The sequence below is a fragment of the Novosphingobium sp. 9U genome, assembly GCF_902506425.1.
Classification (GTDB): Bacteria; Pseudomonadota; Alphaproteobacteria; order Sphingomonadales; family Sphingomonadaceae; genus Novosphingobium.
Map to the genome: position 1 here is coordinate 511,523 of NZ_LR732469.1, position 23,539 is coordinate 535,061.

Sequence of the window (23,539 nt, forward strand, 5' to 3'; positions counted from 1 at the left end):
CCACAAAGGGCGGGGGCGCAGTTGGCTTCACATGGGGGTGAAGTTCGTAAAGACTCAGCGGCGCGCGAGGCGCTGGGCGACGGCTCCCAAGGCGCCGGGCAGCTCGCGCTTGGTGGCGTACGCAAGGCAGTCCTTGCCTCCACCACGCAGCGACGAACACTTCGAGCGCGCTGAGGCCATGTCGTAGCCGGCAGCGGCCACGCGCCAGTACTGGCGCCCGTTCACGGTTGCCTGCGTGATCCGCAGCTCGCGGTCCTTGAGGCTCGGATCCTGGCGCACGAAGATGCCCCAGGCGCGGTGCGCACCGGCTTCGGTGGTGAACGAGCCAAGCTGCACGACGTGCGTACCTGCCGCCGCCGGCGCGGCGGCGCGGCGGGGTGCGGCGCTCTTGGGCTTGGCAGCAGCAGGAGTCAGTGCCACTCGCTCGGCGCGTGCCATGCGCTGCGGTGCGGGGATCGGTGCCGCGACATCCTGCACCACCGGATTGGAAACAAAGGCACGTACGGCCGAAGAGGCATCCGCCAGTGCGGGCACCGGGGCCGGATCGGCAGCAACCGGCTCAGGGGCTGCAGCGTCGGTCCTCGGCTGCGGCTCGGCCATGGCGAGTACCGGTGCGTCAGCGCCGACCGGCGGCAGTTCCTGCGCTGCCGGTGCCGGCGTGTCGTTGGCCGCCAGCGCGGGCGCAGCCGCCGGGGCGGCGAGCGCGAGTTGAGCCGGTTGGCCAGGGTCGCTGCGCAACGGCGCGCCGATCAGTGCGGCCACGCGCGACTGCTGCGATCCGACGCTCGCCTGCAGCGCCCACTCGCTGATGCGCGCGTCGAGCTGCTCGAGCGGCACGTCCTGCGAAGCGATTACCCGCGCCTCGGGCAAGTGGCCGTCTAGCGCGAAGGCATAAGCCAGGTTCTGGCGGTTCTTCGGCGTGTTGTCGCCTTGCTTGATGACGTCGCTCAGCAGCGACACCGCCTGCGAGGGCTGGCCAGCAAGCGCCAGGGCCAGCGCATAGTCGCCGACCGGAATGGCATCGCGCCACTGCCCCAGCAGCGTGACCGCCTCTGCGTTGCGGTTGGAGCCGATGTAGGAGAGCGCCATCCCGAGCGCCGTCGACGGCGTCTTGTCGCCCAGCGACACCGCATCCTCGAACGATGTGCTCGCTGACACGAAGCGGCCCGCGGACAGGTAGGTCTGCCCCAGGCGGGCGCGACCTTCCGCACTCTGCGGCTGCTTGGCGACCGCGCGTTCGGCAGCAACGACCTGCTTCTCGGCCTTGCGACTTACCTGACCCTGGTCACCGGCGACGTTGCTGCCGATGGCTCCAGCCAAGGCGAACCCGGGCGCCGCCACGCAGCCGACGGCCAGCGCCGCCGCCATGGCAGAGTGCATGCCGGTGCGGCTGAGCACGCGTCGGTTCAGTTTGGCCAAGTGTCGAGCCATGAGCTTGTGGGCCTGCATCGCGAACGGATCCCCCTGATCGACTTCGTCGTGACCCGCGACGGCACGCCGCGAGTGAATTCCCTGGGAGGGCAATCGCAGATCGTTCCTAATTTACGGTTAAGCCCGTAGAAGCCCTTGCAGGCGGTCATCGGGGCAAGCGCTTACGGGGATCTGCGCATAAAGGCTTTGCTAAGCGGTTCTTCACTATGGCACTTAACCTAGGTCGCGCGGGGGCTTTGCGTGGCTCGTACGAACGGTGGGGCACGCGGTGCGAAAGGATAAGGTCTTGGTCATGGTAGTTCGAGGATCAGGCAAGGTGCGCCTGGGCGCGTTCCTCGCGGCAAGCATGATGGCTGGCCTCGGCTCCCCCGCGCTCGCGGACGTGAAGGCCGGCGTCGATGCCTGGAGCACGGGCGACTTCACTGCTGCCGTCCGCGAGTGGCAGGCGCCTGCCGCCGCCGGCGATCCCGACGCCCAGTTCAACCTCGCCCAAGCCTACCGCCTCGGCCGCGGCGTGCCCAAGGACCTGGGTCGGGCCGAACAGCTGTTCGGCGCCGCTGCCGCCAAGGGTCACCTGCAGGCCAGCGACAACTATGGCCTGCTGCTGTTCCAGCGCGGAGAGCGGGCGCAGGCCATGCCTTACATTCGCTCCGCCGCATCGCGCGGCGATCCGCGCGCGCAGTACATCCTGGGCCTGGCGCTGTTCAACGGCGACGGCATGGCGAAGGACTGGGTGCGCGCCTACGCTTACCTAACTCTGGCGCAGCAGCAAGGCCTGCCGCAAGCGACCGGCGCGCTGGCGCAGATGGACCAGCACGTTTCCATGGCGGACCGGCAGAAGTCGGTGGCCGTCGCCTCGCAGATCGCCGCCGAGACCGAGGCCACGCGCGCTCGCCAGCTTGCCGCGGTCGACCTGGGCTCCGCGTCCGGCGGAGCCATCGTCGACGAACCTGCGCCCGCTGCCGCGACCTCTCGCGGCCCATCGGTCGCGACGGTCGAGCGCGCCGTCGCCGAGGCCGAGCGGGTCGCGGGCCGATCCAGCCCGGCGAGCGCCGGCGCCGACTACACGATCACCAAGCCACGAGTCGCCGCGGCCACTCCGCCCGTCTCGGCCCGCACCCCGGCACCGGCTCCGGCACCCACGCGCACGCCGGCACCCGCGCCATCTACGCGCCCTGCACCCACCACCACACCGAGCGCTTCGGGCGCCTGGCGCGTCCAACTCGGCGCGTTCGGCGTCGCGAGCAACGCCGAGGCACTGTGGGCACGCGTTCGCAGCCGGTCCGAGCTTGCCGGACACGCCAAGCTCCTCGTGCCCGCCGGGAAGGTCACCAAGTTGCAGGCCGGTGGCTTTGCCAGCCAGGCCGACGCCTCCGCCGCCTGCTCGCGGCTGAAGAGCGCCGGCATCACCTGCCTCGCCACGCGCGACTGAATGTCCTAGGCTGGGCGGCCCATGCGCGTCGCCTCGCTCGATCTCATCCGCGGCGTCGCGGTCCTCGGCATCCTGGCGATCAACATCGCCGGCTTCGCGGGGCCCTCAATCGGCACGCTCAGCCCGAACCTGCCTACGCCCGCCGGCATGTGGAACGAAGCCGCGTACGCCTTCGCGTTCGTGCTGTTCGAAGGCAAGATGCGCGCGCTGTTCGCGATCCTGTTCGGAGCGGGCATAGCGCTGTTCATCGACCGGGCCGAAGCACAGGGCCGCGACGGCGATCTCCTGCAGGCACGACGCCTTGGCTGGCTGCTGCTGTTCGGCGCCTTGCACTATTACCTGCTGTGGTGGGGCGACATCCTGTTCGCCTATGCCGCCTGCGGGCTGATCGTGCTGCTCCTCCACCGCATGGCGCCCCGGCTGCTGGGCGCCGGCGCGGCGGCGCTGTTCCTGGCCATGCACCTGAACGGCCTGCTCGCCAGCCTGCCCATGCTCGATGCGGAGGAAGCGGTACGGCTTGGCACCGCCAACCCCGGGCAGGCGAGTGCCGTGGCGCAATACCAAGGCTACCTCGTGGCAGCGGTCCAGCGCGAGATGAGCCAGTACACCGGCGGTTTCCTGCACATCCTGACGATCAAGCTGCAGGATCACCCGCTCTGGCCACTCGCCGGCGTGCGTGACGGTTTCGGAGAGTACGTGCCGCTGATGACGCTCGGCCTGCTCCTGCAGCGCAGCGGCTTCTTCGCCGGCACTTGGCCGGTACGGGCTATGGTGCTGCTGGGCGTCGGCTCCACGGTGGCGGGCTTGAGCGTTACCCTGCTCTCGCTCGGCTGGCTGTTGCAGCGGCACTTCCCGGTGATCGCGATGGACACATCGCTGCGGTACGGCCTCGCCCTGCCCCACCTTGTCACAGCATTCGGCTACCTCACGTTGCTGGTCCTTGCGACGCCATGGCTCGGCCGCACGCGACTGGGCGGGCGATTGGCGGCGGCGGGACGGATGGCCTTCTCCAATTATCTCGGCACCAGCCTGCTCATGACCACGCTGTTCTACGGCTGGGGCCTGGACCTGTTCGGCCAAGTCGATCCGCTCGCGCAATGGCTGTTCGTCTTCTTCGGCTGGGCTCTCATGCTCGGCTGGAGCGGGCCATGGCTCCGGCATTGGCGCCGGGGTCCACTCGAATGGCTATGGCGGTGCCTGACCGAAGGCAGGTTGCTCTCGAACCGCGTCTAACTGCTATTGCGATCCATTCGCATGCAGCTATATTGCGATTCGAGAGGAACACGCATGTACGTCTGCATCTGCAACGCGATACGGGAATGCGAACTGCGCCAAGCGGCGCGCACCTGCCGTGGCGATGCCGAAGCGCTCTACACCGCCATCGGGCGCCCGCCCCAGTGCGGCCAGTGCGTGGACGAGGCCGAGGACATCATCGCCGACGAGCGTTTGTCGACTCTCCTCCCGGTGCCGCTCGCCGCGGCCGACCGCACGCTGCAGCCTGCGCATACTTGATCGCCCTTAATGCCGCGGGGCGCCTTCTCGCGTTGCCTCCCCAAAGCTGGTAAGCCATAGGGCTCGCTCAGCCAGACAGGAGCTTCCCCATGAAGGGCGACCGCCAGGTCATCGACTTTCTCAACAAGGCGCTGCTCAACGAGCTGACCGCGATCAACCAGTACTGGCTGCACTACCGCATGCTGGAACACTGGGGCGTCAAGAAGCTGGCCGATTACGAGCGCCATGAGTCCATCGACGAGATGAAGCATGCCGACATCCTGGCGGAGCGCATCCTGTTCCTCGACGGACTCCCCAACTTCCAGGCGCTCGGCAAGCTGCGCGTGGGCGAGAGCGTGGAGGAAGTGCTCAAGGCCGACCTCGCGCTGGAGCACGATGCCATCCCCTTGCTCAAGGAAGCCATCGCCCACTGCGAGGCCGTGCGCGATTACATCAGCCGCGAGATCTTCGAGCGCATCCTCGAGAGCGAGGAAGAGCACGTCGACTTCCTCGAGAAGCAGTTCGACCTGATCGGGTTGATGGGCATTCAGAACTACATCCAGCTCAACAGCCCTTCGGCTGGCGAAGGCAGCACCGACACGGGCGCCTGAGCCCTACTTGCAAGAAGGCCAGCGTCGTCCCGGGCTGGACCCGGGACGACGCTGTAATCCGGCTGCCTACCTCACCCGATACTTGTCGAACCAAGCCAGGATCGCCGCGGCCTTGGCGGCCGACTGCGAAGGCCGCGCGGTGAGCCCGCCGTGGCTGGCGCCCGGCACTTTCACCAGCGCGGTCGGCACCCCGCGGATCTGCAGCGCGGCGTAGTACTGCTCCGATTCGCTCACCGGCGTGCGATAATCCTCCGAGCCGACGACGACCAGCGTCGGCGTCTTGACGTTGCCGACCAGGCTCAGCGGCGAGCGGTTCCAGTAGCTCATTGGATCCTCCCACGGCTTCTTGTCGAACCAGTAGCGCGAAGTGAACGTCGTCGAGTCCATCGTCAGCGATTCGCTGATCCAGTTGATCACCGGCTTCTGCGAGGCGGCCGCCTTGAACCGGTCGGTCTTGCCGACGATCCACGAGGTCAACACGCCGCCGCCAGAGCCGCCGGTGACGAACAGGTTGTTGGGATCGGCCACTCCGTCGGCGATCGCCGCATCGACCGCCCCCATGAGGTCGTCGTAGTCAGTGCCGGGGTATGCGCGGTCGATCAGGTTGGCGAACTCCTCGCCATACGACGTGCTGCCGCGCGGGTTGGTGTAGAGCACGGCATAGCCATGCGCGGCATAGAGCTGGTCGTCGGTCGAGAAGGTCGGGCCATAGGCCGAGTTCGGGCCGCCGTGGATCTCCAGGATAAGCGGCACGCGCTGACCGGGCTGCAGCCCCGGTGGCGTCACCAGCCAGGCATCGATCGCACGCCCGTCCGGGGCCGTCACCGCCAGCTTGCGCACTGGCGCGATCGCCTTTGCTGCCTGCCAGTTGGCGTTGAGGCTGGTCAGCCGCCGCCCATCGACCCACAGGTCGGCCGGCGCCTCGGTGCCACCGGCGGTGTAGGCCACCTTGCCGCCGTTCGACACGCTGAAGTCGCCCCCGGTGTAGGGCCGGTCATAGTGCGAGCCGCCCGTCAGCCCGTCCGCTACCACGCGAACCGAACCGTCGAGGCCGATGCGCGAGACGCGCTTCTTGCCGTGATCGTCGTACGAGACATAGAGCTGTGAGTTGCCCGCCCAGCTTACGGTCTCGATCGATCGGTCGAGGCCCGCCGTCAGCGGACGCACACCGGTGCCGTCCGCGTTCATCACGTAAAGCTCGGTGTTCTCATAGCTGCGGTTGACGTCGTCGAACCCGAGATAGGCCACGTGCTTGCCGTCCGGCGAAAGCACCGCATTGTTGTCCGGTCCCTGTCGCGTGGTCAGCGCCTTAATCGCACCGCTCGCGACATCGACGGTGTAGACTTCCGAGTTGCTCTCTTCGCGCTGCCAATCCGGCCGGCGGTTGGCGGAGAACACCAGGGCGCGCCCGTCCGGGCTCCACGAGAGCGGCCCGCCGTCGTCGTAGTCGCCGAACGTCACCTGCCGCGGGGCGCCGCCATCCGCGGCGACGACGAAGACGTGATCGAAGCCCGGCTTGGCATAGCCGCCGCCATCGGCGCGGTAGGACACCCGGTCGATCACCTCCAGATCGTCCGCCCACTTGGCGCCTTCGGGCTTCTCCGGCGCCTTGCCGAGCTTCAGCGCTTCACCCGGTACACGCATGGTGTAGGCGATGGTGCGACCGTCAGGCGACCAGGCGATGCTGCCGGGACTATCGGGCAGGCCCGTCACCTTCACGCTGCGATCGCTGTCGACCCACATGACGGTGAGCTGCGGCGCGCCCTCTCCATCTGACGAGACATAGGCCAGTCGCTTGCCGTCGGGCGACCAGCGCGGCGAGCGGTGCGATCCCTTGCCCGCGACCAGCGGCGTCTGACGCCCGCTCGCCAGGTCCACGAGCCAGATCGTCGGCACTTCCTTGTCGGTCATCACGTCTGCCGTCATGCGCACGTAAGCGACGCGCGATCCGTCCGGGCTGATCTGCGGATCGGTGGCACCGACCAGCCCGAACAGGTCCTGACCGGTGAAGCTGCGGTTCGGTCCCGCGGGCGGCGCTTTGGCCTCATGCCCAGTCTGCTCCCCTGTCTGCTGGGCCTGGGCGATGCCGATCGGAGCAAAAAGGCTCAAGGCAGCTGTCGCCGCCAACAGGAGGGCTTGGGAACGGCGCAAATCAGGTCTCCGATCAGATACTTCGCCGCCAGACTGCATCGCGCGCGCGACGAAAGCCAGTGCCGCGATCGCGGGTCGCCGCCGCCCCCACCCACAATCTTCCTGGTCCATACCGAGCCAGTCGCAGCTTCCCACCTGGACGCTCACCCCCTAAGACCGCCGCATGAACGACGGCGAACATCGCAGCTTCCGCTTTGAAGACGGCACCTTCATGGGCGTGGTGCTGGTGGTCACCCTGCTGTTCGCCTGGCTGATCTCGTCCTACTTCGGCGCGATCCTGTGGGGCCTTGTCGCTGCAATCCTGTTCGAGCCGGCGACCCAGCACCTGGCCGAGCGGCTCAACAACCGCAAGAGCCTGGCGGCCGCGCTCGTGCTGCTGCTGATCCTGGCGCTGATCGTCATGCCCGCGCTGCTCCTTGGCTCCAGCCTGGTGCAGGAGGCTGCCACCCTATACGAGCGGATCCGCAGCGGGCAGCTCGACATTCCCAACATGCTCAATCACTTGCGCGATGCGCTGCCCTCCACGGTGCGCCGCTTCGTGGATCGCCAGGGCCTCTCCGACTTCAACTCGCTGCGTCGCATGTTCGGCTCGGGCATCGCGAGCGGGTTGCAGGACATCGCCTCGCGCGCGCTGCTGGTGGGGCAGAGTGCGCTCAGCTTCCTCGCCGCGATGGGCGTGATGCTGTACCTGACGTTCTTCCTGCTGCGCGATGGCCGGCGCTATGGCGACCTCATCCGCACCGCACTGCCGCTGCGGCCCGATACGCGCGACCGGCTGATCGACCATTTCGTCATCGTGGTGCGCGCCACCATGAAGGGCACTGTCGTCGTCGCGCTTGTCCAAGGGCTACTTGGCGGGCTGATCTTCTGGGCGCTCGGCATTGAGGGCGCGCTGCTGTGGGGCACGATGATGGGCTTCCTGTCACTGCTGCCCGCCGTGGGGACCGGCATCGTCTGGGTGCCGGTCGCCATCTACCTCCTCGTCAGCGGAGCATGGATCAAGGGCGCGATCATGATCTTCTGCGGTGTCTTCGTGATCGGTCTGGTCGACAACCTGCTGCGTCCGATCCTGGTCGGCCGCGACACCCGCATGCCCGACTTCGTGGTGCTGATCGCGACCTTGTCTGGTCTCGAACTCTTCGGACTGAGCGGCTTTATCGTCGGCCCGGTCATTGCCGCGCTCTTCATCGCGGTGTGGAACATGGCGATCGAGCAACGCGCACCGGCCATGGCCGAGCTCGCCAGCACTCTCCCCGATGACGAAGCGCCTTTGGTGGCTCCGCACACCTGATTGCTGGAATGTGACACCAGTGTGACAGAACGCTGGTGCAAGCCGTCGCGATTGCCTAGGAGCCTGCCGTGCCCAAGCTCACGCGCCTTGCCCTGCCCTGTATTGTCGTCGCGACGGCACTGTTCGCCTCGCCGGCGCTGGCTGCACAGGACGATGAGCAGCTCTGGCTCCAGACCAACGTGCACGTGCCGCTGGACGGCAATACCCGCGTCACGCTGGAGCAGATCACCCGCTTCAGCGATCGCATGGACGGCGTGTACACCACCGAATTCGGCGCGCTGATCGGACAGCGGGTATCGAAGAACCTGGAATTCGGCTTCGGCTATCGCCACGTCGGCTTCCACAACGGCAACCGCAACGCCGACGAGGACCGCTTCCGCCAGCAAGTGGTCGGCACCTTCGGCCGCTTCTCGACTCGCCTGCGCCTGGACGAGCGCTTTCATCCCGATGGCGATGAGATCGGCTTCCGCCTGCGGCCCCTGGTGCGCTACAACCAGCCGCTCGATCGCAACGGGCTTGCCCTGTTCGTCAGCCATGAAAGCTTCGTGCTGCCCAACAGCACCAAGTGGGGCCAGCGCCGCGGCTATGAGCGCATGCGCAACATGCTGGGATTAGCCATCCCGCTCTCCACACAGGCCAGCGCCGACGTGGCTTATCTCAACCAGTACCGCCTCGCCCGTGGCGGTGCACGGGCGCAAATGGATCACGCGCTCAGTATGCAGTTGACGATCAACCTGGGCGCCAAGCGCAAGGTGGTCGAGCACCACCAAGGCGATTGATCTATACGCGAAAAAGGGAGGGCGCCTTTCGGCACCCTCCCCTTTTTACTTCCGAACTCGTAGTCGGCTTACTGAGCCAGGCCGGCCGGAACCATCTGCTTGGCATGAGTCAGGTGGCGCTCGATCACCGGCACGGCGGTGGACGCGACCTGCTTCAGCGCGACGTCGGTGCCGTCGGTGGCATAGCCCTTGTGCAGCGCCCATGCGGTCTGGTGCGCGGCAGCCTGCTGCTGCAGGTAGAGATCGTCGAAGCTAGCCTTCGGCGCCTTTTTCAACAGGGCGATCTTCGCCGCATTCTCGGCCGAGAGCTTCATCGAAGGACGAGCGATCGTGCGATCGTTGTTCTTTAGCGCTGCCATCAGCGCCTTGGTGGTCTGGGTGTGATCGGCGATCATCTCGCGCGCGAAGCTCTTCACGTCATCGCGCTTGCTGCGCGTGAGCGCGAGCTTGCTGGACTGGATCTCGTACATGTCCGAATCCGCAGCGAGCTTCACGTAGTCAGTGGCCGATGTACCGGTGATCGGCGAGACCCCGGCATCGGCGGCAGTCAACATACCCTGGGCGAGCGAGGGCGAGGCAATCGACAGCGCAAGTGCGCTTGCAAGAATAGCTTTGCGAAACATCAAGTTTCTTCCTTTGATACCAACTGGCGCACAACACCCGCGATGATCGAAAGGTTCCTGCCTGACGGCGCTATGACGTGCCGAATTGCAGAAAGAAACTTCAGAGACTTGCCATGACGGTAGTCTGACGAGACACTCGACAGGCGCTGCAGGCCAGAACCTCGACTTATATCAAGGCCCGCAAGTGCTTCCCCATGGCAGTAGCGCTCTGCCTCAGTCCTTCTTGAAGGGGTTCTTCGGACTTCGCAGCGTCAGGCGGATCGGCACGGCGTCGAAGCCGAGCTCACGGCGAATGCCGTTGATCAGGTAGCGCTTGTAGCTTTCGGGCAGCGAATCGAGCCGGGTGCCGAACAGCACGAAGCCGGGGGGCCGCGTCTTCGCCTGCGTGATGTAGCGCAGCTTGATCCGCTTGCCGCCGGGTGCCGGCGGGGGATTGGCGTTAAGCGCATCGTCGAACCAGCGGTTGAGCGCGGCCGTCGGCACGCGGCGGCTCCAGGCCTCACGGATGTCGAAGGCGGCCTTAATCATGTCGTCCAGGCCCTTGCCGGTGCGCGCCGAAACCGCCAGCAGCGGCACGCCGCGCACTTGTGCCAGACCTTCGTCCAGGGCGCCGCGAATGCCCTGGAACAAGCTGCTCGCGCCCTCGGCCACGTCCCACTTGTTGATCGCAATCATCAGCGCGCGACCTTCCTCCAGTACCATGGAGGCGATCTTCAGGTCCTGGTGCTCCAGCCCGCGTGTGGCATCGAGCAGCAGCACGACGACCTCGGCGAAATCGACAGCGTGGCGAGCATCGGCGACCGAAAGCTTCTCCAGCTTCTCGACCACATTCGACTTCTTGCGCATGCCCGCCGTGTCGATCAGGCGAACCGGGCGGACCTCGCCGTTCTGCTGCGTCCATTCCCAATCGATCGCGATCGAATCGCGGGTGATGCCCGCCTCGGGACCCGTCAGCAGGCGATCTTGGCCGAGCAGCTTGTTGATCAGCGTCGATTTGCCCGCATTCGGACGACCGACGATGGCCAGCTTGAGAGGACCACGCAACAGCGCCTCCTCGTCGAACTCCTCGTCTTCTTCCTCGACCTGCAGCGGCTCGAGGTGCGGCAGCAGCGCCTCGAACAAGTCGCCCATGCCCTCGCCGTGTTCAGCGGAGATCGCGACGGGGTCGCCCAGACCGAGCGAGTAGGACTCCAGCAGCCCGCTCTCGCCCGCGCGACCTTCCGCCTTGTTGGCGACGAGGATCACGGGCACCCTGGCGCCGCGCAGCCAACGGGCGATTTCTTCGTCGAGCGGCGTCAGCCCCGCGCGCGCATCCATGACAAACAGCGCCAATTCGGCGCTTTCCAGCGCGGCCTCGGTCTGCTGGCGCATGCGGCCGGGCAGGCTTTCGGCGTCTTCGTCCTCCCACCCTGCGGTGTCGACGATCTGGAACTTCAGGCCGAGCAATTCGGCATCGCCGAAGCGACGGTCGCGCGTGACGCCGGGCTGGTCGTCGACGAGTGCCAGCTTCTTGCCCACCAGACGGTTGAACAGCGTGGATTTGCCGACGTTGGGCCGGCCGATGATGATCACCTGGGGTGCGGGCATGATCGGCGGGACGTGGCGGTTTGTGCCGCAGTTGGCAAGTCCCGCGCTCCGTAGCCATGACCGCCGGTCCGATCGTCTGGCCCAAACTGGATCGTTTGCCGCTGGATTGCGGCCGATCGTTGGTCATTGCGAGAAATCTGCGCTGTGCGAGGCATGCGAAGGTCGAGGTTAACGGGGGCAAGATGGCAATCTGTGACCATCAAGCCGGCAGAAAACGGCCACTAGGCGGCAAGTTCTTGCCGGCCTGTTTACCGTTGCTGGATACCATGCACGTCAGAGCGCTCCTAACCAGCACCTGCGATTAAGGCTGCATGAGGGGCACAAATCTCACATGCATCGTGGGCTTGCTGGTCGCGGGAGCGTCGCAGGCTGAAGCGAAACCTGCAGCAGCGCTGTACGATCCGGCAGGAGGCGGACCGCTCGCTGCGGTACCCGGCGTGCTGCAATGTGTGCCGTTCGCGCGCGACACTTCTGGCATCCGGCTCTATGGCGACGCGCATACCTGGTGGAACCAAGCCGAGGGGCGATATGCCCGCGGCCGCGCGCCCAGGCCCGGTTCGGTCATGGCCATCCAGCCCCACGGCGGCTCGACGCTCGGCCATGTCGCCACGGTGCGACGCGTGGTGGATGCGCGCACGATCCTGATCGATCACGCCAACTGGTCCGCGCCCGGCAAGATCGAGCGCAACGTCACTGCGGTGGACGTCTCTCCCGCCAACGACTGGAGCGAAGTGCGCGTATGGTACGCGCCGATCCAGAGCCTGGGCGGTGCGCACTGGCCGGTGTCCGGCTTCATCTACAACAGCAAGCCGAGAGCCAGGACGGCCGCGCCGGAGAAGCTGGCGAAGACCTCGACGTTCAGCAAGTACGTGCCGGGCAAGACAAAGGTCCGGTTCGGGTTTGACCCGCTGTTCGTTGCGGCAACCTCGTCGCGTGGCTTGCCGGCAGGTGGGAAGGTCCGATCGGCGCCGGTGCGGCTTGCCCCAGTGCGCCTCTCCTCCGTCGGGCCTGTGAAGTTCAGCGGCCGAAAAGACCCAATCGGCGCGATCATCGCCAGCGCGCGTTAGGCTCGGCGCCCCCGCACCAAACTTCGTCATTCCTGCGAAGCCGAAAGTGGAGCGAGTGGAGTCTGGGTGCGACGGACTTACGCCCGCCGGAACTCAGCCGAGCTTCGCGACCGGAGCGTCCTCGCCCAAGTCTTCGTACCATGCTTCCACCGGCCCGCTGAGCTTCAGCGTCAGCGGCTGGCCGTGGCGGTCCTTGGTCTTGCCGGCCTGAACCCGGATCCAGCCTTCCGAAATCGAGTACTCCTCGACGTTGGTGCGCACCGCGCCCTTGAAGCGGATGCCGATGCCGCGCTGCAGCTTGTCGGCATCGAAGTGCGGGCTGCGCGGGTTGATCGCCAGCCGGTCGGGCGGCACGTCCGGACCGGAGGTGGCGGCAGGTGCGACGTCGGGTGTATCTTCGCTCATGGCCGCTCGTTTAGAAGCGATTGCCCGCTTGTCAACGCGGGCGGCCTCGGCTAGGGGCGCGCCTTCCGCATGGTAGCGGGCGCGTAGCTCAGCGGTAGAGCACACCCTTCACACGGGTGGGGTCACAGGTTCAATCCCTGTCGCGCCCACCAGGCTTCAGCCTGGAAACCACACATCACATCTCGCGTTGAAACGATCCGCATGAGCGGGTAGGCGCGCGGCCATGCACGACATCCGCCTGATCCGCGACGATCCCGCCGCCTTCGACGACGCCCTCGCCCGCCGCGGGGTCGAAGCCGTGTCGGCGCGCATCCTGGCACTCGACGAGCACCGCCGCGGTGTAGCCACGCGCCTCCAGGAAGCGCAGAACCGCCGTAACGAGGCATCGAAGGCGATCGGTGCGGCGATGGGCAAGGGCGACAAGGACACCGCCGAAGCGCTCAAGGCCGAAGTCGCGCAAATCAAGGACCTGCTGCCCGCACTCGAAGCCGACGAGCGCCAGCACGACGAGGCAATTCGCGACGAACTCGCGCGCTTGCCCAACCTGCCCGCCGCCGACGTTCCCGAAGGTGCAGACGAAGCCGAGAACGTCGAAGTCGCTCGCTGGGGCACCCCGCGCGAGTTCGCCTTCACGCCCAAGGAGCACGCCGATATCGGCCCCGCGCTCGGGCTCGATTTTGAGACCGGCGCCGCCATTGCCGGCGCGCGCTTCACCTTTCTACGCGGCCAAATCGCGCGGCTGCACCGCGCATTGGCGCAGTTCATGCTCGACACCCAGGTCGACACGCACGGCTACACCGAATGCGCGCCGCCGCTGCTGGTGAAGGACGAAGCCGCGTTCGGCACTGGCCAGCTGCCTAAGTTCGCAGAGGACCTGTTCCGCACCACCGACGGTCGCTGGCTGATCCCCACATCCGAAGTCTCGCTGACCAACTCGGTGCGCGAGCAGATCCTGGCGCCCGATACGCTGCCGTTGCGCATGACCGCGCTGACCCCTTGCTTCCGCTCGGAGGCAGGTGCCGCCGGCCGCGACACGCGCGGGTTCATTCGCCAGCACCAATTCGAAAAGGTCGAGCTGGTCACCGTCTGCAAGCCCGAGGACAGCGCCGCCGAGCACGAGCGCATGGTCGCCGCCGCCGAAGCCATTCTGCAGGCACTGGAGCTGCCCTATCGCAAGATGCTGCTGTGCACCGGCGACATGGGGGCGAGCGCGCGCAAGACGTTCGACCTGGAAGTCTGGCTTCCCGGCCAGGGCGCCTATCGCGAGATCAGCTCAGTCTCCAACTGCGGCGACTGGCAAGCCCGACGCATGAACACGCGGTTCAAGCCGGAAGGCTCGAAAAAGACCGAGTTCGTGCACACGCTGAACGGCTCCGGACTTGCGGTGGGCCGCACGCTGGTGGCGGTGCTGGAGAACTACCAGGACGAGGATGGCTCGGTGCGCGTACCCGATGTGCTCAAGGCACGGATGGGCGGACTGGAGCGGTTGGTCCCTGCGGGCTGATCACGCAAATCGTTCCCGTCACTCGAATCCGCCCCTAGGAACCTGCCCCATGCGCATCCTGCTGACCAATGACGACGGCATCAACGCCCCCGGCCTCTACGTGCTGGAGAAGATCGCCGCGCAGCTCTCCGACGACATCTGGATCTGCGCCCCGTCCGAGGAGCAGTCCGGCGCCGGCCACTCGCTCACGCTCACCCGGCCCGTCCGCCTGCGCGAGCATGCGCCCAAGCGGTTCTCGGTCACCGGCACCCCGACCGATGCGGTAACCATGGGCCTCAAGAAGGTGCTGCCCGGCCCACCCGATCTGATCCTCTCGGGCGTCAATCGCGGCGCCAATCTCGGGGACGACGTGACCTACTCGGGCACCGTCTCTGCAGCTCTGGAAGGCGCGCTCGCAGGCATCCGCTCGATCGCGCTGAGCCAGGTCTACACGCGCGAGGACATCGGCGAGAACGTGTCGTTCGCCGCCGCCAAAGCTTGGGGGGCGAAAGTAATAGGGCCTTTACTTAACGAGCCATTTGCCAGCAGGACCTTGGTTAATGTAAACTTTCCCCCGGTGGCAGCAGCGGACGTCAGGGGGATACGGGTGGTTCGTCAGGGATTTCACGATTATGCGCGCGGCTCGCTCATCGAGAGCGTCGATCCGCGCGGCTTCCCGTACTTCTGGTTCGGCCTGCACGGCATCGAGCATACGACGGGCCACGACACCGATCTGGAGGCGATCGCAGACCGGTATATCTCCGTGACGCCGCTTCATGTCGACCTGACGCACGAGGCTTCGCTGGCCAAGCTCGCGAGCCGATACGAGGCATGAAGGCGCTCAGATTCCTGGTCGCCGCGGCACTGCTGCCGCTGCCCTCTATCGCACAGGCTGCCGAAACCGAGCACGTCGTGGGCGAAGGCGAAACGCTGAACGGCATCGCCAATCGCGCCGGTGTCTCGGCCAAGGCCCTGGCGGAGGCGAATGGCTTGAAGACGCCCTTTGCGCTGCGCACCGGGCAGAAGCTGAAGATCCCGGCGGTTGCGGCCAAGGCTTCGGTCAAGACCGCCGCTGCGGCTAAGCCGACCACCGACGGCAAAGCATCGACGAGCGCGCCGACGAAGGCTTCGGCCAAGACGCCGCTCGCCTCTACCCCCGACAACCCGGCGCTGGCTAAGGAAAACGTCCATGTCGTGACCCAGGGTGAGACCCTGGGAGGCATCGCCAACCGCGCCAAGGTGCCGCGGGTTCTGATCGCCGAGGCGAACGGCCTCACCGCACCCTACGACGTGCGACCTGGCCAGAAGCTGCTGATCCCGCGCACGCGACGCTATGTGGTGCGGCCGGGTGATACCGGCTTCGAGATCGCCTATCGCCATGCCGTGCCGTGGAGCCAGATCGCGGTCGCCAATGGCCTGGACGCCAATGCCGCCGTAGTGCCGGGCAAGGAGCTGTTGATCCCCACGGTGCTCGATCCGCAGCTTCCCTCGCCGGCGGACAAAGCCGCGGTGAAGACTGCGGCGACCGCCAGCGCCGTCGCCAGCGCCGCCGTGGCAGCAGCCAAGGCGCCTGCCGGCCGGGGCGTACCTCGCTTCGCCTGGCCTCTCGAAGGCACCGTACGGCGCAGCTGGAAGCCGACCGCCTCGGCCGATCATCACGACGGGCTGGACATCGTCGCCCCCGCAAACAGCGCCGTGCGCGCTGCGGCGGCTGGAACGGTGCTGTTCGCCGGCGCGGAGGCCGACCAGTTCGGCAACCTCGTCGTCCTCGATCACGGCGATGGCTGGAACACCGCCTACGGGTTCCTCAGCCGCGCCACCGTAAAGAAGGGCGAGAAGGTTGCGTCTGGCGAACGTATCGGCGTGATCGGCAACACCGGCAAGGCGCGCGGCACCGAACTTCACTTCGAAGTGCGTCAGGACGGCAAGCCGGTCGATCCCGAGCCCGAGCTGCCCAAGGCGCCTTGATCCTCTTCCTCTTCATCCCCGTAAAGCGGGGATCCATCTCCTGATCTCGCGTAAGAAGAACCGCTTGGAGATAGATCCCCGCCCCCGCATGAATGACGAAGATTGTTGGTTGGGCGTTACATTCTGACTGTACACCCCGCACCCGACATGATCAGCCTGCGCAAATGAAACGCCCTACCCCTCACCGCCTCAGCAAGCCGCTGCGCCGGGCGTTGGCAGTTCCGGTCTGGGCCGATCTCGCATTGCGCCTGGGCGCCGCGCTGGCGCTGGTGTTCTTCGTGGTGATGATCCACTGGATCGATCGCGAGGGCTTGAACGACACGCACGATGGCGTGGTCAGCTTCCTCGACGTCGTCTACTTCACCATGATCTCGATCACCACGACCGGGTTCGGCGACATCGCTCCGGTCAGCGACAAGTCACGGCTGATCGAGGCGGTGATCGTCACGCCGATCCGCTTCGCAGTGATCTTCATCTTCGTGGGCACCGCCTATCAGTTCGTGATCAGGCGCAGCTGGGAGAAATGGCGCATGCGCCGCATACAGGAGAACTTGGCCGGGCACATCGTGGTGCTCGGCTACGGCGTCAGCGGCGCAGAGTCCGTGAGCGAGCTGATCGCGCGCGATACGCAGCCCTCCGAGATCGTCGTCATCGATCTGGACGGTCACCGCCTGGAGCAAGCCGAGGCGGTCGGCTGCAATGTCCTGGAAGGCGATGCGACCCGCGACGAGACGCTCGGCGCAGTCCGGATCGACCGCGCGCGCGCCGTGCTGGTCTCGGCCGGGCGTGATGACACCTCGATCCTGATGATCCTGACAGCCCGGCACATGGCGCCCAAGGTCCCGATCACGGCCGTGGTGCGCAACGACGATAACGAACTGCTCGCACGTCAGGCGGGAGCGGACAACGTGATCAACCCGGTGCGCATCACCGGGCTGCTGCTGGCCGGCTCGGCGCAAGGCAAGCACGTGTCCGAATACCTGTCCGATCTCGCCTCGGTCGGCGGGCGCGTGCAGCTGGTCGAGCGGCCGGTGGCGGCGGACGAAGTCGGTCGCGCACTGGACCAGCTCACCACCGGCCGCGGCCTGCGCATCTATCGCGCCGGCAAGGCGATCGGCTTCTGGGAAGCGGGTGCGCAGCGGCTGGAGCCGGGCGACACGGTGGTAGAGATCGCCCCCACTTGCGTGGAAGAAAGCGCGACAGCGGCAAGCTAGTCAGATCCTCCCCTGCAAGGGGACGTGGCAGACGCGAAGCGGCTGACGGAGGGGTGTCACCGTCTCGATCGCGCACTCGACTAGCGGTGACACCCCTCCGTCACGCACTACGTGCGCGCCACCTCCCCTTCCAGAGGAGGATTTAGCAGGACCCTCACCCCAACGCCCAGAACACCACGCCCATCGCCAGGTAGGCGACCAGCCAGAAGCCGCAGTCGAGCACCCGCCGCATCGGCTCGGTCCCGCTGCGCGCATGGGTCAGCCACACCGCCGGGATGACGAAGAACAGCGCCACACCGCCGGTCTGCATGAAATACAGCCACGGCTTGGCATCCAGCACCGCTGCGCCGATCCGTGCGAAGTTGTGCCCCAGCATGATCGCGGCCAGCAGGAAGATCGCACCGACCAGCCAGAACCGCCCCCCGGATTGCGCCCGCCCGCCGAGCAGCGGCCGGCCCGTCCGGAAGAGCGGACCGTTCCAGACGATCCCCACGGCCAGCGCCAAAGCTGCCGCCAGCAGCACCGCCAACCAGTTTACCGGACCCATCAGCCTCTCCTCCCCTGTTTGTTCTCTACGGTAGCGAGAATCGCTGAAGAGGTATATGGGGCCGCGTTCCATGGCATTAGAACTTCCCTCAGCCCCCAAGGTGGGCATGGTCAGCCTCGGCTGCCCCAAGGCGCTCGTCGATAGCGAGCGCATCCTCACGCGCCTGCGCGCCGACGGCTATTCGATGAGCCCGAACTACCAGGGCGCCGACGTCGTGCTCGTCAACACGTGCGGCTTCCTCGATTCGGCCAAGGAGGAGAGCCTGGCCGCAATTGGCGAAGCTATCGCCGAGAACGGCCGGGTCATCGTCACCGGGTGCATGGGCAACGAAGCTGACGTCATCCGCGCCCGCTTTCCCGACGTGCTCGCGGTTACCGGCGCGCACCAGTACGAGGCGGTGGTCGATGCAGTGCATCAGGCTGCCCCGCCCGAACTCAGCCCCTACCTCGACCTGATTCCGCAAGCCGCTGCGGACGAGCGCGGGATCAAGCTGACGCCGCGCCACTACAGCTACCTCAAGATCTCGGAAGGCTGCAATCACGCGTGCGCGTTCTGCATCATTCCGCAGTTGCGAGGGAAACTCGCCAGCCGCCGAATCGACGCGGTGCTGCGCGAGGCGGAGAAGCTGGTCGCATCGGGTACGCGCGAGCTGCTGGTGATCAGCCAGGACACTTCGGCTTATGGCGTCGACATCGGCCACGAGCCGCGCGACTTCCATAGCCATCCCGTACGTGCACACATGACCGACCTCGCGCGCGAACTCGGTGGTTTGCGAGCGCCTGACGGCCAGCGTCCGTGGGTGCGGCTGCACTACGTGTACCCCTACCCGCACGTCGATGCGGTGATCCCGTTGATGGCCGAAGGGCTGCTGACGCCTTATCTCGACATCCCGTTCCAGCATGCCTCGCCGTCAGTGCTGCGGGCGATGAAGCGCCCGGCGAACGAAGCCAAGGTACTCGATCGCTTGCGCAAATGGCGCGAGATCTGCCCGGACATCGCGATCCGCTCCAGCTTCGTGGTCGGCTTCCCCGGCGAAACCGAGGCCGATTTCCAGTACTTGCTCGATTGGCTGGACGAAGCGCAGCTCGACCGTGTCGGCGCCTTCCGCTTCGAACCGGTCGAAGGCGCGACCGCCAGCTTCCTCCCCGATGCCGTGCCGGAAGAGGTCAAGGAAGAGCGCTACGCCCGCATCATGGAAAAGACCGCCGCGATCAGCGCCGCCAAGCTTGCTGCGAAGGTCGGACGCGTACTGCCGGTGATCATCGACGAGGTCGGTGAACCCGACGAGGACGGCGACATAGGCGCGACCGGCCGCTCGCAGGCCGATGCTCCCGAGATCGATGGCGCCGTCTACTTGCGCCAAGTCAGCGGCGACGTCGTGCCCGGCAGCATCGTCGAAGTGCTGATCGAGGATGCCGACGCGCACGATCTTTACGGCGCCGTACTTACGACCTGACACACCTAAGTTGCGAAAAATGCAAGAACCGCGTTCTCTTTCGCACTTGCAGCATGACGTAAACGTCAGCATAGAGGGGGTGCCTTTCAGGCATCCTCTCCCAAACTTCCAAAGGGCTGGTCTTCGGATCGGCCCTTTTTTTTGGACTCTCCTCGGCTTGGCAAGCAGCCAACACACGCGGGCTTGCGAGACGTGGCACCGGGTTGCATCTCGGCACGATGCGTCGATCCGAATCACCGCTCGACATCCTGATCGTGGGCGCAGGGATCTCCGGCATCGGCATGGCCGCGCATGTGCGCCGGGCGTTGCCGCACAAGAAGATCGCCATCGTCGAACGCCGCCAGCGTATCGGCGGCACCTGGGACTTGTTCCGCTACCCTGGCGTCCGCTCCGACAGCGACATGTACACGCTCGGCTTCAGCTTCGCTCCCTGGCGCGGCAAACGCGCGGTCGCCACGGGCGAGGAGATCCTGGGCTACCTGGACAGCGTGATCGAGGCGCATGACCTGCGAGGAGCGATCCATGCGGGAACCACCGTCCGCAGCGCCGACTGGAGCGACGCGATCGGTCTTTGGACGGTCGCAGCGCAGGATGAAGGGGGCGAATACACGCTGACCACGCGCTTCCTGTTCATTGGCGCCGGCTACTACGACTACGACGAGCCAGCCGCCGCCACGATCCCCGGCCTGGAACGGTTCGCCGGGCGCGTCATCCACCCGCAAGCCTGGCCCACAGATGCCGACTGGGCGGGCAAGCACGTCGTGGTGATCGGCTCCGGCGCCACTGCGGTGACGCTCACGCCGGCCATGGCGCGCGACGCCGCACAAGTCACCATGCTCCAGCGCACGCCATCGTGGTTCTACGCGCAACCCGGCACCGACAAGATCGCGCAAGTGCTCAACCGCGTGCTGCCCGCCAAGTGGGCGTACCGACTCGTCCGCTACAAGAACGTCGCGTTGCAGGACTACTTCTTCCGCCAATCCCGCAAGGATCCGGAAGGCACCGGCGCCTACCTGCAGGCGCGCTTGCGCAATGAGATCGGCGCCGCCTACGATCCGGCGAGCATGACGCCGCCCTATGGCCCCTGGCGGCAGCGCCTGTGCTTCGTGCCAGACAGTGACCTGTTCGCCGCCATGCGCGATGGCCGCGCCCGGCTGGTCACCGGCGAGATCGCACAAGTCGAGCCGCACGCGATCCTGCTGCGCGACGGGCGCCGCCTGCCTGCGGACGTGATTGTCACCGCCACCGGCCTGCGCCTGGCGCCGCTAGGCAAGATCGCCGTCTCGATCGACGGAGAGCCCGTCCGCTTCGCAGAGCACTGGTACTATCGCAGCTGCATGTTCTCGAACGTGCCCAACTTCGCCGCGCTGTTCGGCTACCTCAACGCCGCCTGGACCTTGCGCGTCGATCTGGTGGGCGAGTGGCTATGCCGCCTCTTCGCGCAGATGGACGCGTGGGACCTGCAACTCGTCACTCCGCTCCTGCCTGCAGACCACGCGCTGGTCGAGGCCGACCCGCTCGCCGGCTTTACCTCCTCCTACCTGCAACAGGGTCGCCACCTCATTCCCAAGAGCGCGCGAGGGGGCCCATGGCGGCTGAGCCACGACTACCCTGCCGATCGTCGCGAGATGCGCGAGGCGCCAATCGACGACGGATGGCTCGCGTTCCGGCGCGTGCGGGTGGCAGGCGAACGGCAATTGTCCTAGGCCGGACGCATGGCCGATTCTTCCCGCATCTACACCGCAGCCTTGATCGTCATCGGCGACGAGATCCTGTCGGGGCGCACGCACGACAAGAACATCGCGCAAATCGCCGGCTGGCTCGGCGTGCAGAACATCCGCCTTGCCGAGGTGCGGGTGGTGGCGGACGTCACCGCCGCGATCGTCGAAGCGGTGAACACGCTGCGTGCGCGTAACGACTACGTCTTCACCACCGGCGGCATCGGCCCGACGCACGACGACATTACCGTCGATGCAATCGCGCAAGCGGTCGGCGTAAACGTCGTCGTGCACCCGCAAGCGCGCGCGATCCTGGAGGACTACTATCAGGAGCGCGGCGGGCTCACCGACGCGCGCTTGCGCATGGCGCGCGTGCCCGAAGGCGCCGAGCTGATCCCGAACCGCTACACCGGCGCGCCCGGCATCAAGTTCGAGAACCTGTTCATCATGGCCGGCGTGCCGCAGATCACCGCCGGCATGCTCGAGGCGCTGACCGGGACACTGGAGGGCGGCGCGCCACTGCTCAGCGAAACCGTGGGCTGCTGGGTCGCGGAGAGCGAGGTCGCGGACTTGCTGCGGCTGACAGAGAAGGCCCATGCAAGCTGCCAGATCGGCAGCTATCCTTTCTGGCGCGAGGGACGCACGGGCGCCAACTTCGTCATCCGCTCGACCGACGCGAACGAACTCGCTGCCTGTTCGCGCGCCCTGATCGACGGGCTGGCGGCGATCGACAAGCCCGCGTTCGCCGGTGGCATCTAGCGCGCTCCTCGCCATGGCGCTCGCGGCGGCGCCACAGCCGCAGCTCGAGGCCTTCGAGGCGGCGCTCGCCAGCCGTGACAGCGCGACTCTCGCGCTGGAGCAATGGTGCGCAGCTCAGCACATCGCTGAGCCGGCGCAGGTTCATGCCGAGAACCTGGGAGCGAGTGGCGAGGCTCCTCCCCACCAGTTGCGCCGTCGCTTCGGGCTGACGCAAGACGAGACGATCTCCCTGCGCCATGTGCGCCTGTCTTGCGGCGATGTCGCGCTCTCGGTGGCATGGAACTGGTACGTTCCTGAGCGGCTCACGCCCGAAATGCGGGACGTCCTGCGCACCACGGACATGCCGTTCGGCAAAGTCGTCGCGCCGCTGCAGTTCCGCCGCGAGCCGCTGGCGACCACCTCCGGCCGCGCGGAGAACTGCCCGGCCGACACGATCTCGACGCATCGCGCTCGCCTGGTGCTGCGCGATGGGCGACCGCTCGCCTATCTGATCGAGTGCTATACAGCCGCAAACCTGGCGATGAAGTAGGGATACGAGCCGATCCAGCCTTCCTTCTCCCCTTGAGGGGAGAGGGAGAGCCTAGCTTCTTAAGTCAATGTCAGGCCGCAACCGCCTCGGTGCCCGCGATCGAAGTGCGGTGCATCATGCGGCCGGTCGACTTGTCGTATGGGATCGCCCGGTGCATCGCGCCGGTATTGTCCCAGATCACGAAGTCACCCTTGCTCCACTTGTGCCGGAGCGAGAACGCGGGCTGCGCGGCCCACTCCTGCAAGCGGATCAGCAGCGCGCGACCTGATGGGATATCCAGGCCGACGATGTGATCTGCCGTGGTGCCGATCACCAGCGACTTGCGCCCCGAATCGTGCTTCCAGACCACGGGATGCTCCTTGATCAGACCGATGCCGAGCACCTTCTCGCGATGCTTCTCCGGAATGGCGTCGGCGATGGGCGACAGGCTGGCACGGACGGAGTGGACCGCCTTCATGCCTTCGAGAGCCTCCTTCTCTTCGTCGGGCAGCCCTTCGTAGGCCGCGTAAGTGCTGGCGAATTCGGTCTCGCCGCCCTTGTTGGGCGCGATCCGGCAGGACAGCAGCGTCGCGAACGGGGGCGGCATGTCCACGGTGATGCCGTCCATGTGCCAGAAGAAGGTGCCGAGCACGTATTCGGGCTGCGGGTTGATCTTCTCGTCCAGGGTGACCTGATAGACGTCCTCGTCGTTGTCCTGCTTGTTGAAGCGGCCGGTCAGGCGCACCTTGCCGCCCATCAAGTCGGTGATCTTCAGCTGCTCTTCGTCGGTAAGGTCGATCTGCGGGAAGACCAGCACGGTGCGCTCTTCCACCTTGGCGCGAATCGCGTCCGCAGCCTCTGGCGTGAATAGATCGACGCGATAATCCCACGACACACGCGAGCCGATGAATTCCTTGATGTTTTCAAAGTGAATGGCCATCGGCCGCAGCTCCCAGGACTTATGCTGAACAGGTGTACAGCGCGCCACTACACCTGTTTGCGCAAGCCGTAAATGGGG

Annotated in this window: 22 protein-coding genes and 1 tRNA gene; 16 read left to right on the forward strand and 7 right to left on the reverse strand. The window is 66.4% G+C overall.

Going from position 1 to position 23,539, the window contains the following annotated elements; translation table 11 throughout:
• Window positions 1–54 precede the first annotated feature (54 nt).
• Window positions 55–1,419 (reverse strand): SPOR domain-containing protein, encoded by a 1,365-nt coding sequence (locus GV044_RS02340; protein ID WP_236554624.1) that lies wholly within the window; start codon window positions 1,417–1,419, stop codon window positions 55–57.
• Between the two features lie 304 nt (window positions 1,420–1,723).
• Here GV044_RS02340 and GV044_RS02345 point away from each other — a divergent pair, with 304 nt between their 5' ends.
• The 4 genes from GV044_RS02345 to bfr all read left to right on the forward strand — a co-directional run bounded on the left by GV044_RS02345 (window position 1,724) and on the right by bfr (window position 4,965).
• Window positions 1,724–2,863, forward strand: a complete 1,140-nt coding sequence (locus tag GV044_RS02345; RefSeq protein ID WP_159870720.1) for an SPOR domain-containing protein — start codon at window positions 1,724–1,726, stop codon at window positions 2,861–2,863.
• 21 nt (window positions 2,864–2,884) lie between these two features.
• Window positions 2,885–4,096 (forward strand): DUF418 domain-containing protein, encoded by a 1,212-nt coding sequence (locus GV044_RS02350; protein WP_159864919.1) that lies wholly within the window; start codon window positions 2,885–2,887, stop codon window positions 4,094–4,096.
• A 54-nt stretch (window positions 4,097–4,150) separates the two neighbouring features.
• On the forward strand, window positions 4,151–4,375 hold the full coding sequence (locus GV044_RS02355; RefSeq protein ID WP_159864922.1) for a bacterioferritin-associated ferredoxin: 225 nt from the start codon (window positions 4,151–4,153) through the stop codon (window positions 4,373–4,375).
• Between the two features lie 89 nt (window positions 4,376–4,464).
• On the forward strand, window positions 4,465–4,965 hold the full coding sequence (gene bfr / locus GV044_RS02360; RefSeq protein WP_159864925.1) for a bacterioferritin: 501 nt from the start codon (window positions 4,465–4,467) through the stop codon (window positions 4,963–4,965).
• A 66-nt stretch (window positions 4,966–5,031) separates the two neighbouring features.
• On the opposite strand, the gene GV044_RS02365 is transcribed toward bfr, so the two are convergent.
• The gene (locus tag GV044_RS02365; RefSeq protein WP_159870723.1) at window positions 5,032–7,155 is read right to left on the reverse strand and encodes a S9 family peptidase; all 2,124 of its coding nucleotides are present in this window, start codon (window positions 7,153–7,155) and stop codon (window positions 5,032–5,034) included.
• Window positions 7,156–7,279: 124 nt separating this feature from the next.
• Between GV044_RS02365 and GV044_RS02370 the strand changes: the two genes are divergently transcribed.
• Both GV044_RS02370 and GV044_RS02375 read left to right on the forward strand, forming a co-directional pair.
• Window positions 7,280–8,407 carry an AI-2E family transporter gene (locus GV044_RS02370; protein ID WP_159864929.1) on the forward strand — a complete coding sequence of 376 codons (1,128 nt, stop codon included), beginning with the start codon at window positions 7,280–7,282 and terminating at the stop codon, window positions 8,405–8,407.
• 68 nt (window positions 8,408–8,475) lie between these two features.
• Complete coding sequence (locus tag GV044_RS02375) at window positions 8,476–9,186, forward strand: DUF2490 domain-containing protein (protein WP_159864932.1); 711 nt, start codon at window positions 8,476–8,478, stop codon at window positions 9,184–9,186.
• Between the two features lie 68 nt (window positions 9,187–9,254).
• Here GV044_RS02375 and GV044_RS02380 read toward each other — a convergent pair whose 3' ends face one another.
• The gene (locus GV044_RS02380; protein ID WP_159864935.1) at window positions 9,255–9,809 is read right to left on the reverse strand and encodes a DUF4142 domain-containing protein; all 555 of its coding nucleotides are present in this window, start codon (window positions 9,807–9,809) and stop codon (window positions 9,255–9,257) included.
• 213 nt (window positions 9,810–10,022) lie between these two features.
• Window positions 10,023–11,396 (reverse strand): ribosome biogenesis GTPase Der, encoded by a 1,374-nt coding sequence (der, locus tag GV044_RS02385; RefSeq protein WP_159864938.1) that lies wholly within the window; start codon window positions 11,394–11,396, stop codon window positions 10,023–10,025.
• Window positions 11,397–11,734: 338 nt separating this feature from the next.
• Between der and GV044_RS02390 the strand changes: the two genes are divergently transcribed.
• Window positions 11,735–12,463, forward strand: coding sequence for a CHAP domain-containing protein (locus GV044_RS02390; protein WP_371741551.1), 729 nt, complete (start codon window positions 11,735–11,737; stop codon window positions 12,461–12,463).
• Window positions 12,464–12,556: 93 nt separating this feature from the next.
• On the opposite strand, the gene GV044_RS02395 is transcribed toward GV044_RS02390, so the two are convergent.
• The gene (locus tag GV044_RS02395; RefSeq protein ID WP_159864945.1) at window positions 12,557–12,868 is read right to left on the reverse strand and encodes a DUF3297 family protein; all 312 of its coding nucleotides are present in this window, start codon (window positions 12,866–12,868) and stop codon (window positions 12,557–12,559) included.
• Between the two features lie 77 nt (window positions 12,869–12,945).
• Between GV044_RS02395 and GV044_RS02400 the strand changes: the two genes are divergently transcribed.
• The 5 genes from GV044_RS02400 to GV044_RS02420 all read left to right on the forward strand — a co-directional run bounded on the left by GV044_RS02400 (window position 12,946) and on the right by GV044_RS02420 (window position 17,533).
• Window positions 12,946–13,020: transfer RNA gene (locus GV044_RS02400), tRNA-Val, on the forward strand.
• A gap of 71 nt (window positions 13,021–13,091) precedes the next feature.
• Window positions 13,092–14,372, forward strand: a complete 1,281-nt coding sequence (gene serS / locus GV044_RS02405; RefSeq protein WP_159864949.1) for a serine--tRNA ligase — start codon at window positions 13,092–13,094, stop codon at window positions 14,370–14,372.
• Window positions 14,373–14,421: 49 nt separating this feature from the next.
• Window positions 14,422–15,186 carry a 5'/3'-nucleotidase SurE gene (gene surE, locus GV044_RS02410; protein WP_159864952.1) on the forward strand — a complete coding sequence of 255 codons (765 nt, stop codon included), beginning with the start codon at window positions 14,422–14,424 and terminating at the stop codon, window positions 15,184–15,186.
• A complete protein-coding gene (locus tag GV044_RS02415; protein ID WP_159864955.1) occupies window positions 15,183–16,319 on the forward strand; it encodes a LysM peptidoglycan-binding domain-containing M23 family metallopeptidase in 1,137 nt (378 codons plus the stop codon). Before surE ends, GV044_RS02415 begins: the two co-directional genes overlap by 4 nt.
• 164 nt (window positions 16,320–16,483) lie before the next feature.
• Window positions 16,484–17,533 (forward strand): TrkA family potassium uptake protein, encoded by a 1,050-nt coding sequence (locus tag GV044_RS02420; protein WP_159864958.1) that lies wholly within the window; start codon window positions 16,484–16,486, stop codon window positions 17,531–17,533.
• A 154-nt stretch (window positions 17,534–17,687) separates the two neighbouring features.
• Here GV044_RS02420 and GV044_RS02425 read toward each other — a convergent pair whose 3' ends face one another.
• A complete protein-coding gene (locus tag GV044_RS02425; protein WP_159864961.1) occupies window positions 17,688–18,080 on the reverse strand; it encodes a DUF1761 domain-containing protein in 393 nt (130 codons plus the stop codon).
• Window positions 18,081–18,150: 70 nt separating this feature from the next.
• Between GV044_RS02425 and rimO the strand changes: the two genes are divergently transcribed.
• The 4 genes from rimO to GV044_RS02445 all read left to right on the forward strand — a co-directional run bounded on the left by rimO (window position 18,151) and on the right by GV044_RS02445 (window position 22,542).
• Complete coding sequence (gene rimO / locus GV044_RS02430) at window positions 18,151–19,536, forward strand: 30S ribosomal protein S12 methylthiotransferase RimO (RefSeq protein ID WP_159864964.1); 1,386 nt, start codon at window positions 18,151–18,153, stop codon at window positions 19,534–19,536.
• Window positions 19,537–19,754: 218 nt separating this feature from the next.
• The gene (locus GV044_RS02435; RefSeq protein ID WP_159864967.1) at window positions 19,755–21,242 is read left to right on the forward strand and encodes an NAD(P)/FAD-dependent oxidoreductase; all 1,488 of its coding nucleotides are present in this window, start codon (window positions 19,755–19,757) and stop codon (window positions 21,240–21,242) included.
• 9 nt (window positions 21,243–21,251) lie between these two features.
• Window positions 21,252–22,013, forward strand: coding sequence for a molybdopterin-binding protein (locus tag GV044_RS02440; RefSeq protein WP_159864970.1), 762 nt, complete (start codon window positions 21,252–21,254; stop codon window positions 22,011–22,013).
• Window positions 22,003–22,542: a hypothetical protein gene (locus GV044_RS02445; RefSeq protein WP_236554626.1), complete on the forward strand. Its 540-nt coding sequence runs from the start codon at window positions 22,003–22,005 to the stop codon at window positions 22,540–22,542. Before GV044_RS02440 ends, GV044_RS02445 begins: the two co-directional genes overlap by 11 nt.
• 70 nt (window positions 22,543–22,612) lie before the next feature.
• Here GV044_RS02445 and GV044_RS02450 read toward each other — a convergent pair whose 3' ends face one another.
• Window positions 22,613–23,461: a TauD/TfdA family dioxygenase gene (locus GV044_RS02450; protein WP_159864973.1), complete on the reverse strand. Its 849-nt coding sequence runs from the start codon at window positions 23,459–23,461 to the stop codon at window positions 22,613–22,615.
• Window positions 23,462–23,539 lie beyond the last annotated feature (78 nt).

Excerpts from the sequence above, each read along its gene's own strand:
- GV044_RS02345 (WP_159870720.1), top strand. The coding sequence starts at position 1,724 with ATGGTAGTTCGAGGATCAGGCAAGGTGCGCCTGGGCGCGTTCCTCGCG.
- GV044_RS02350 (WP_159864919.1), top strand. The coding sequence starts at position 2,885 with ATGCGCGTCGCCTCGCTCGATCTCATCCGCGGCGTCGCGGTCCTCGGC.
- GV044_RS02355 (WP_159864922.1), top strand. The coding sequence starts at position 4,151 with ATGTACGTCTGCATCTGCAACGCGATACGGGAATGCGAACTGCGCCAA.
- bfr (WP_159864925.1), top strand. The coding sequence starts at position 4,465 with ATGAAGGGCGACCGCCAGGTCATCGACTTTCTCAACAAGGCGCTGCTC.
- GV044_RS02365 (WP_159870723.1), bottom strand. The coding sequence starts at position 7,155 with ATGCAGTCTGGCGGCGAAGTATCTGATCGGAGACCTGATTTGCGCCGT.
- GV044_RS02370 (WP_159864929.1), top strand. The coding sequence starts at position 7,280 with ATGAACGACGGCGAACATCGCAGCTTCCGCTTTGAAGACGGCACCTTC.
- GV044_RS02380 (WP_159864935.1), bottom strand. The coding sequence starts at position 9,809 with ATGTTTCGCAAAGCTATTCTTGCAAGCGCACTTGCGCTGTCGATTGCC.
- der (WP_159864938.1), bottom strand. The coding sequence starts at position 11,396 with ATGCCCGCACCCCAGGTGATCATCATCGGCCGGCCCAACGTCGGCAAA.
- GV044_RS02395 (WP_159864945.1), bottom strand. The coding sequence starts at position 12,868 with ATGAGCGAAGATACACCCGACGTCGCACCTGCCGCCACCTCCGGTCCG.
- serS (WP_159864949.1), top strand. The coding sequence starts at position 13,092 with ATGCACGACATCCGCCTGATCCGCGACGATCCCGCCGCCTTCGACGAC.
- surE (WP_159864952.1), top strand. The coding sequence starts at position 14,422 with ATGCGCATCCTGCTGACCAATGACGACGGCATCAACGCCCCCGGCCTC.
- GV044_RS02415 (WP_159864955.1), top strand. The coding sequence starts at position 15,183 with ATGAAGGCGCTCAGATTCCTGGTCGCCGCGGCACTGCTGCCGCTGCCC.
- GV044_RS02420 (WP_159864958.1), top strand. The coding sequence starts at position 16,484 with ATGAAACGCCCTACCCCTCACCGCCTCAGCAAGCCGCTGCGCCGGGCG.
- GV044_RS02425 (WP_159864961.1), bottom strand. The coding sequence starts at position 18,080 with ATGGGTCCGGTAAACTGGTTGGCGGTGCTGCTGGCGGCAGCTTTGGCG.
- rimO (WP_159864964.1), top strand. The coding sequence starts at position 18,151 with ATGGCATTAGAACTTCCCTCAGCCCCCAAGGTGGGCATGGTCAGCCTC.
- GV044_RS02435 (WP_159864967.1), top strand. The coding sequence starts at position 19,755 with ATGCGTCGATCCGAATCACCGCTCGACATCCTGATCGTGGGCGCAGGG.
- GV044_RS02440 (WP_159864970.1), top strand. The coding sequence starts at position 21,252 with ATGGCCGATTCTTCCCGCATCTACACCGCAGCCTTGATCGTCATCGGC.
- GV044_RS02450 (WP_159864973.1), bottom strand. The coding sequence starts at position 23,461 with ATGGCCATTCACTTTGAAAACATCAAGGAATTCATCGGCTCGCGTGTG.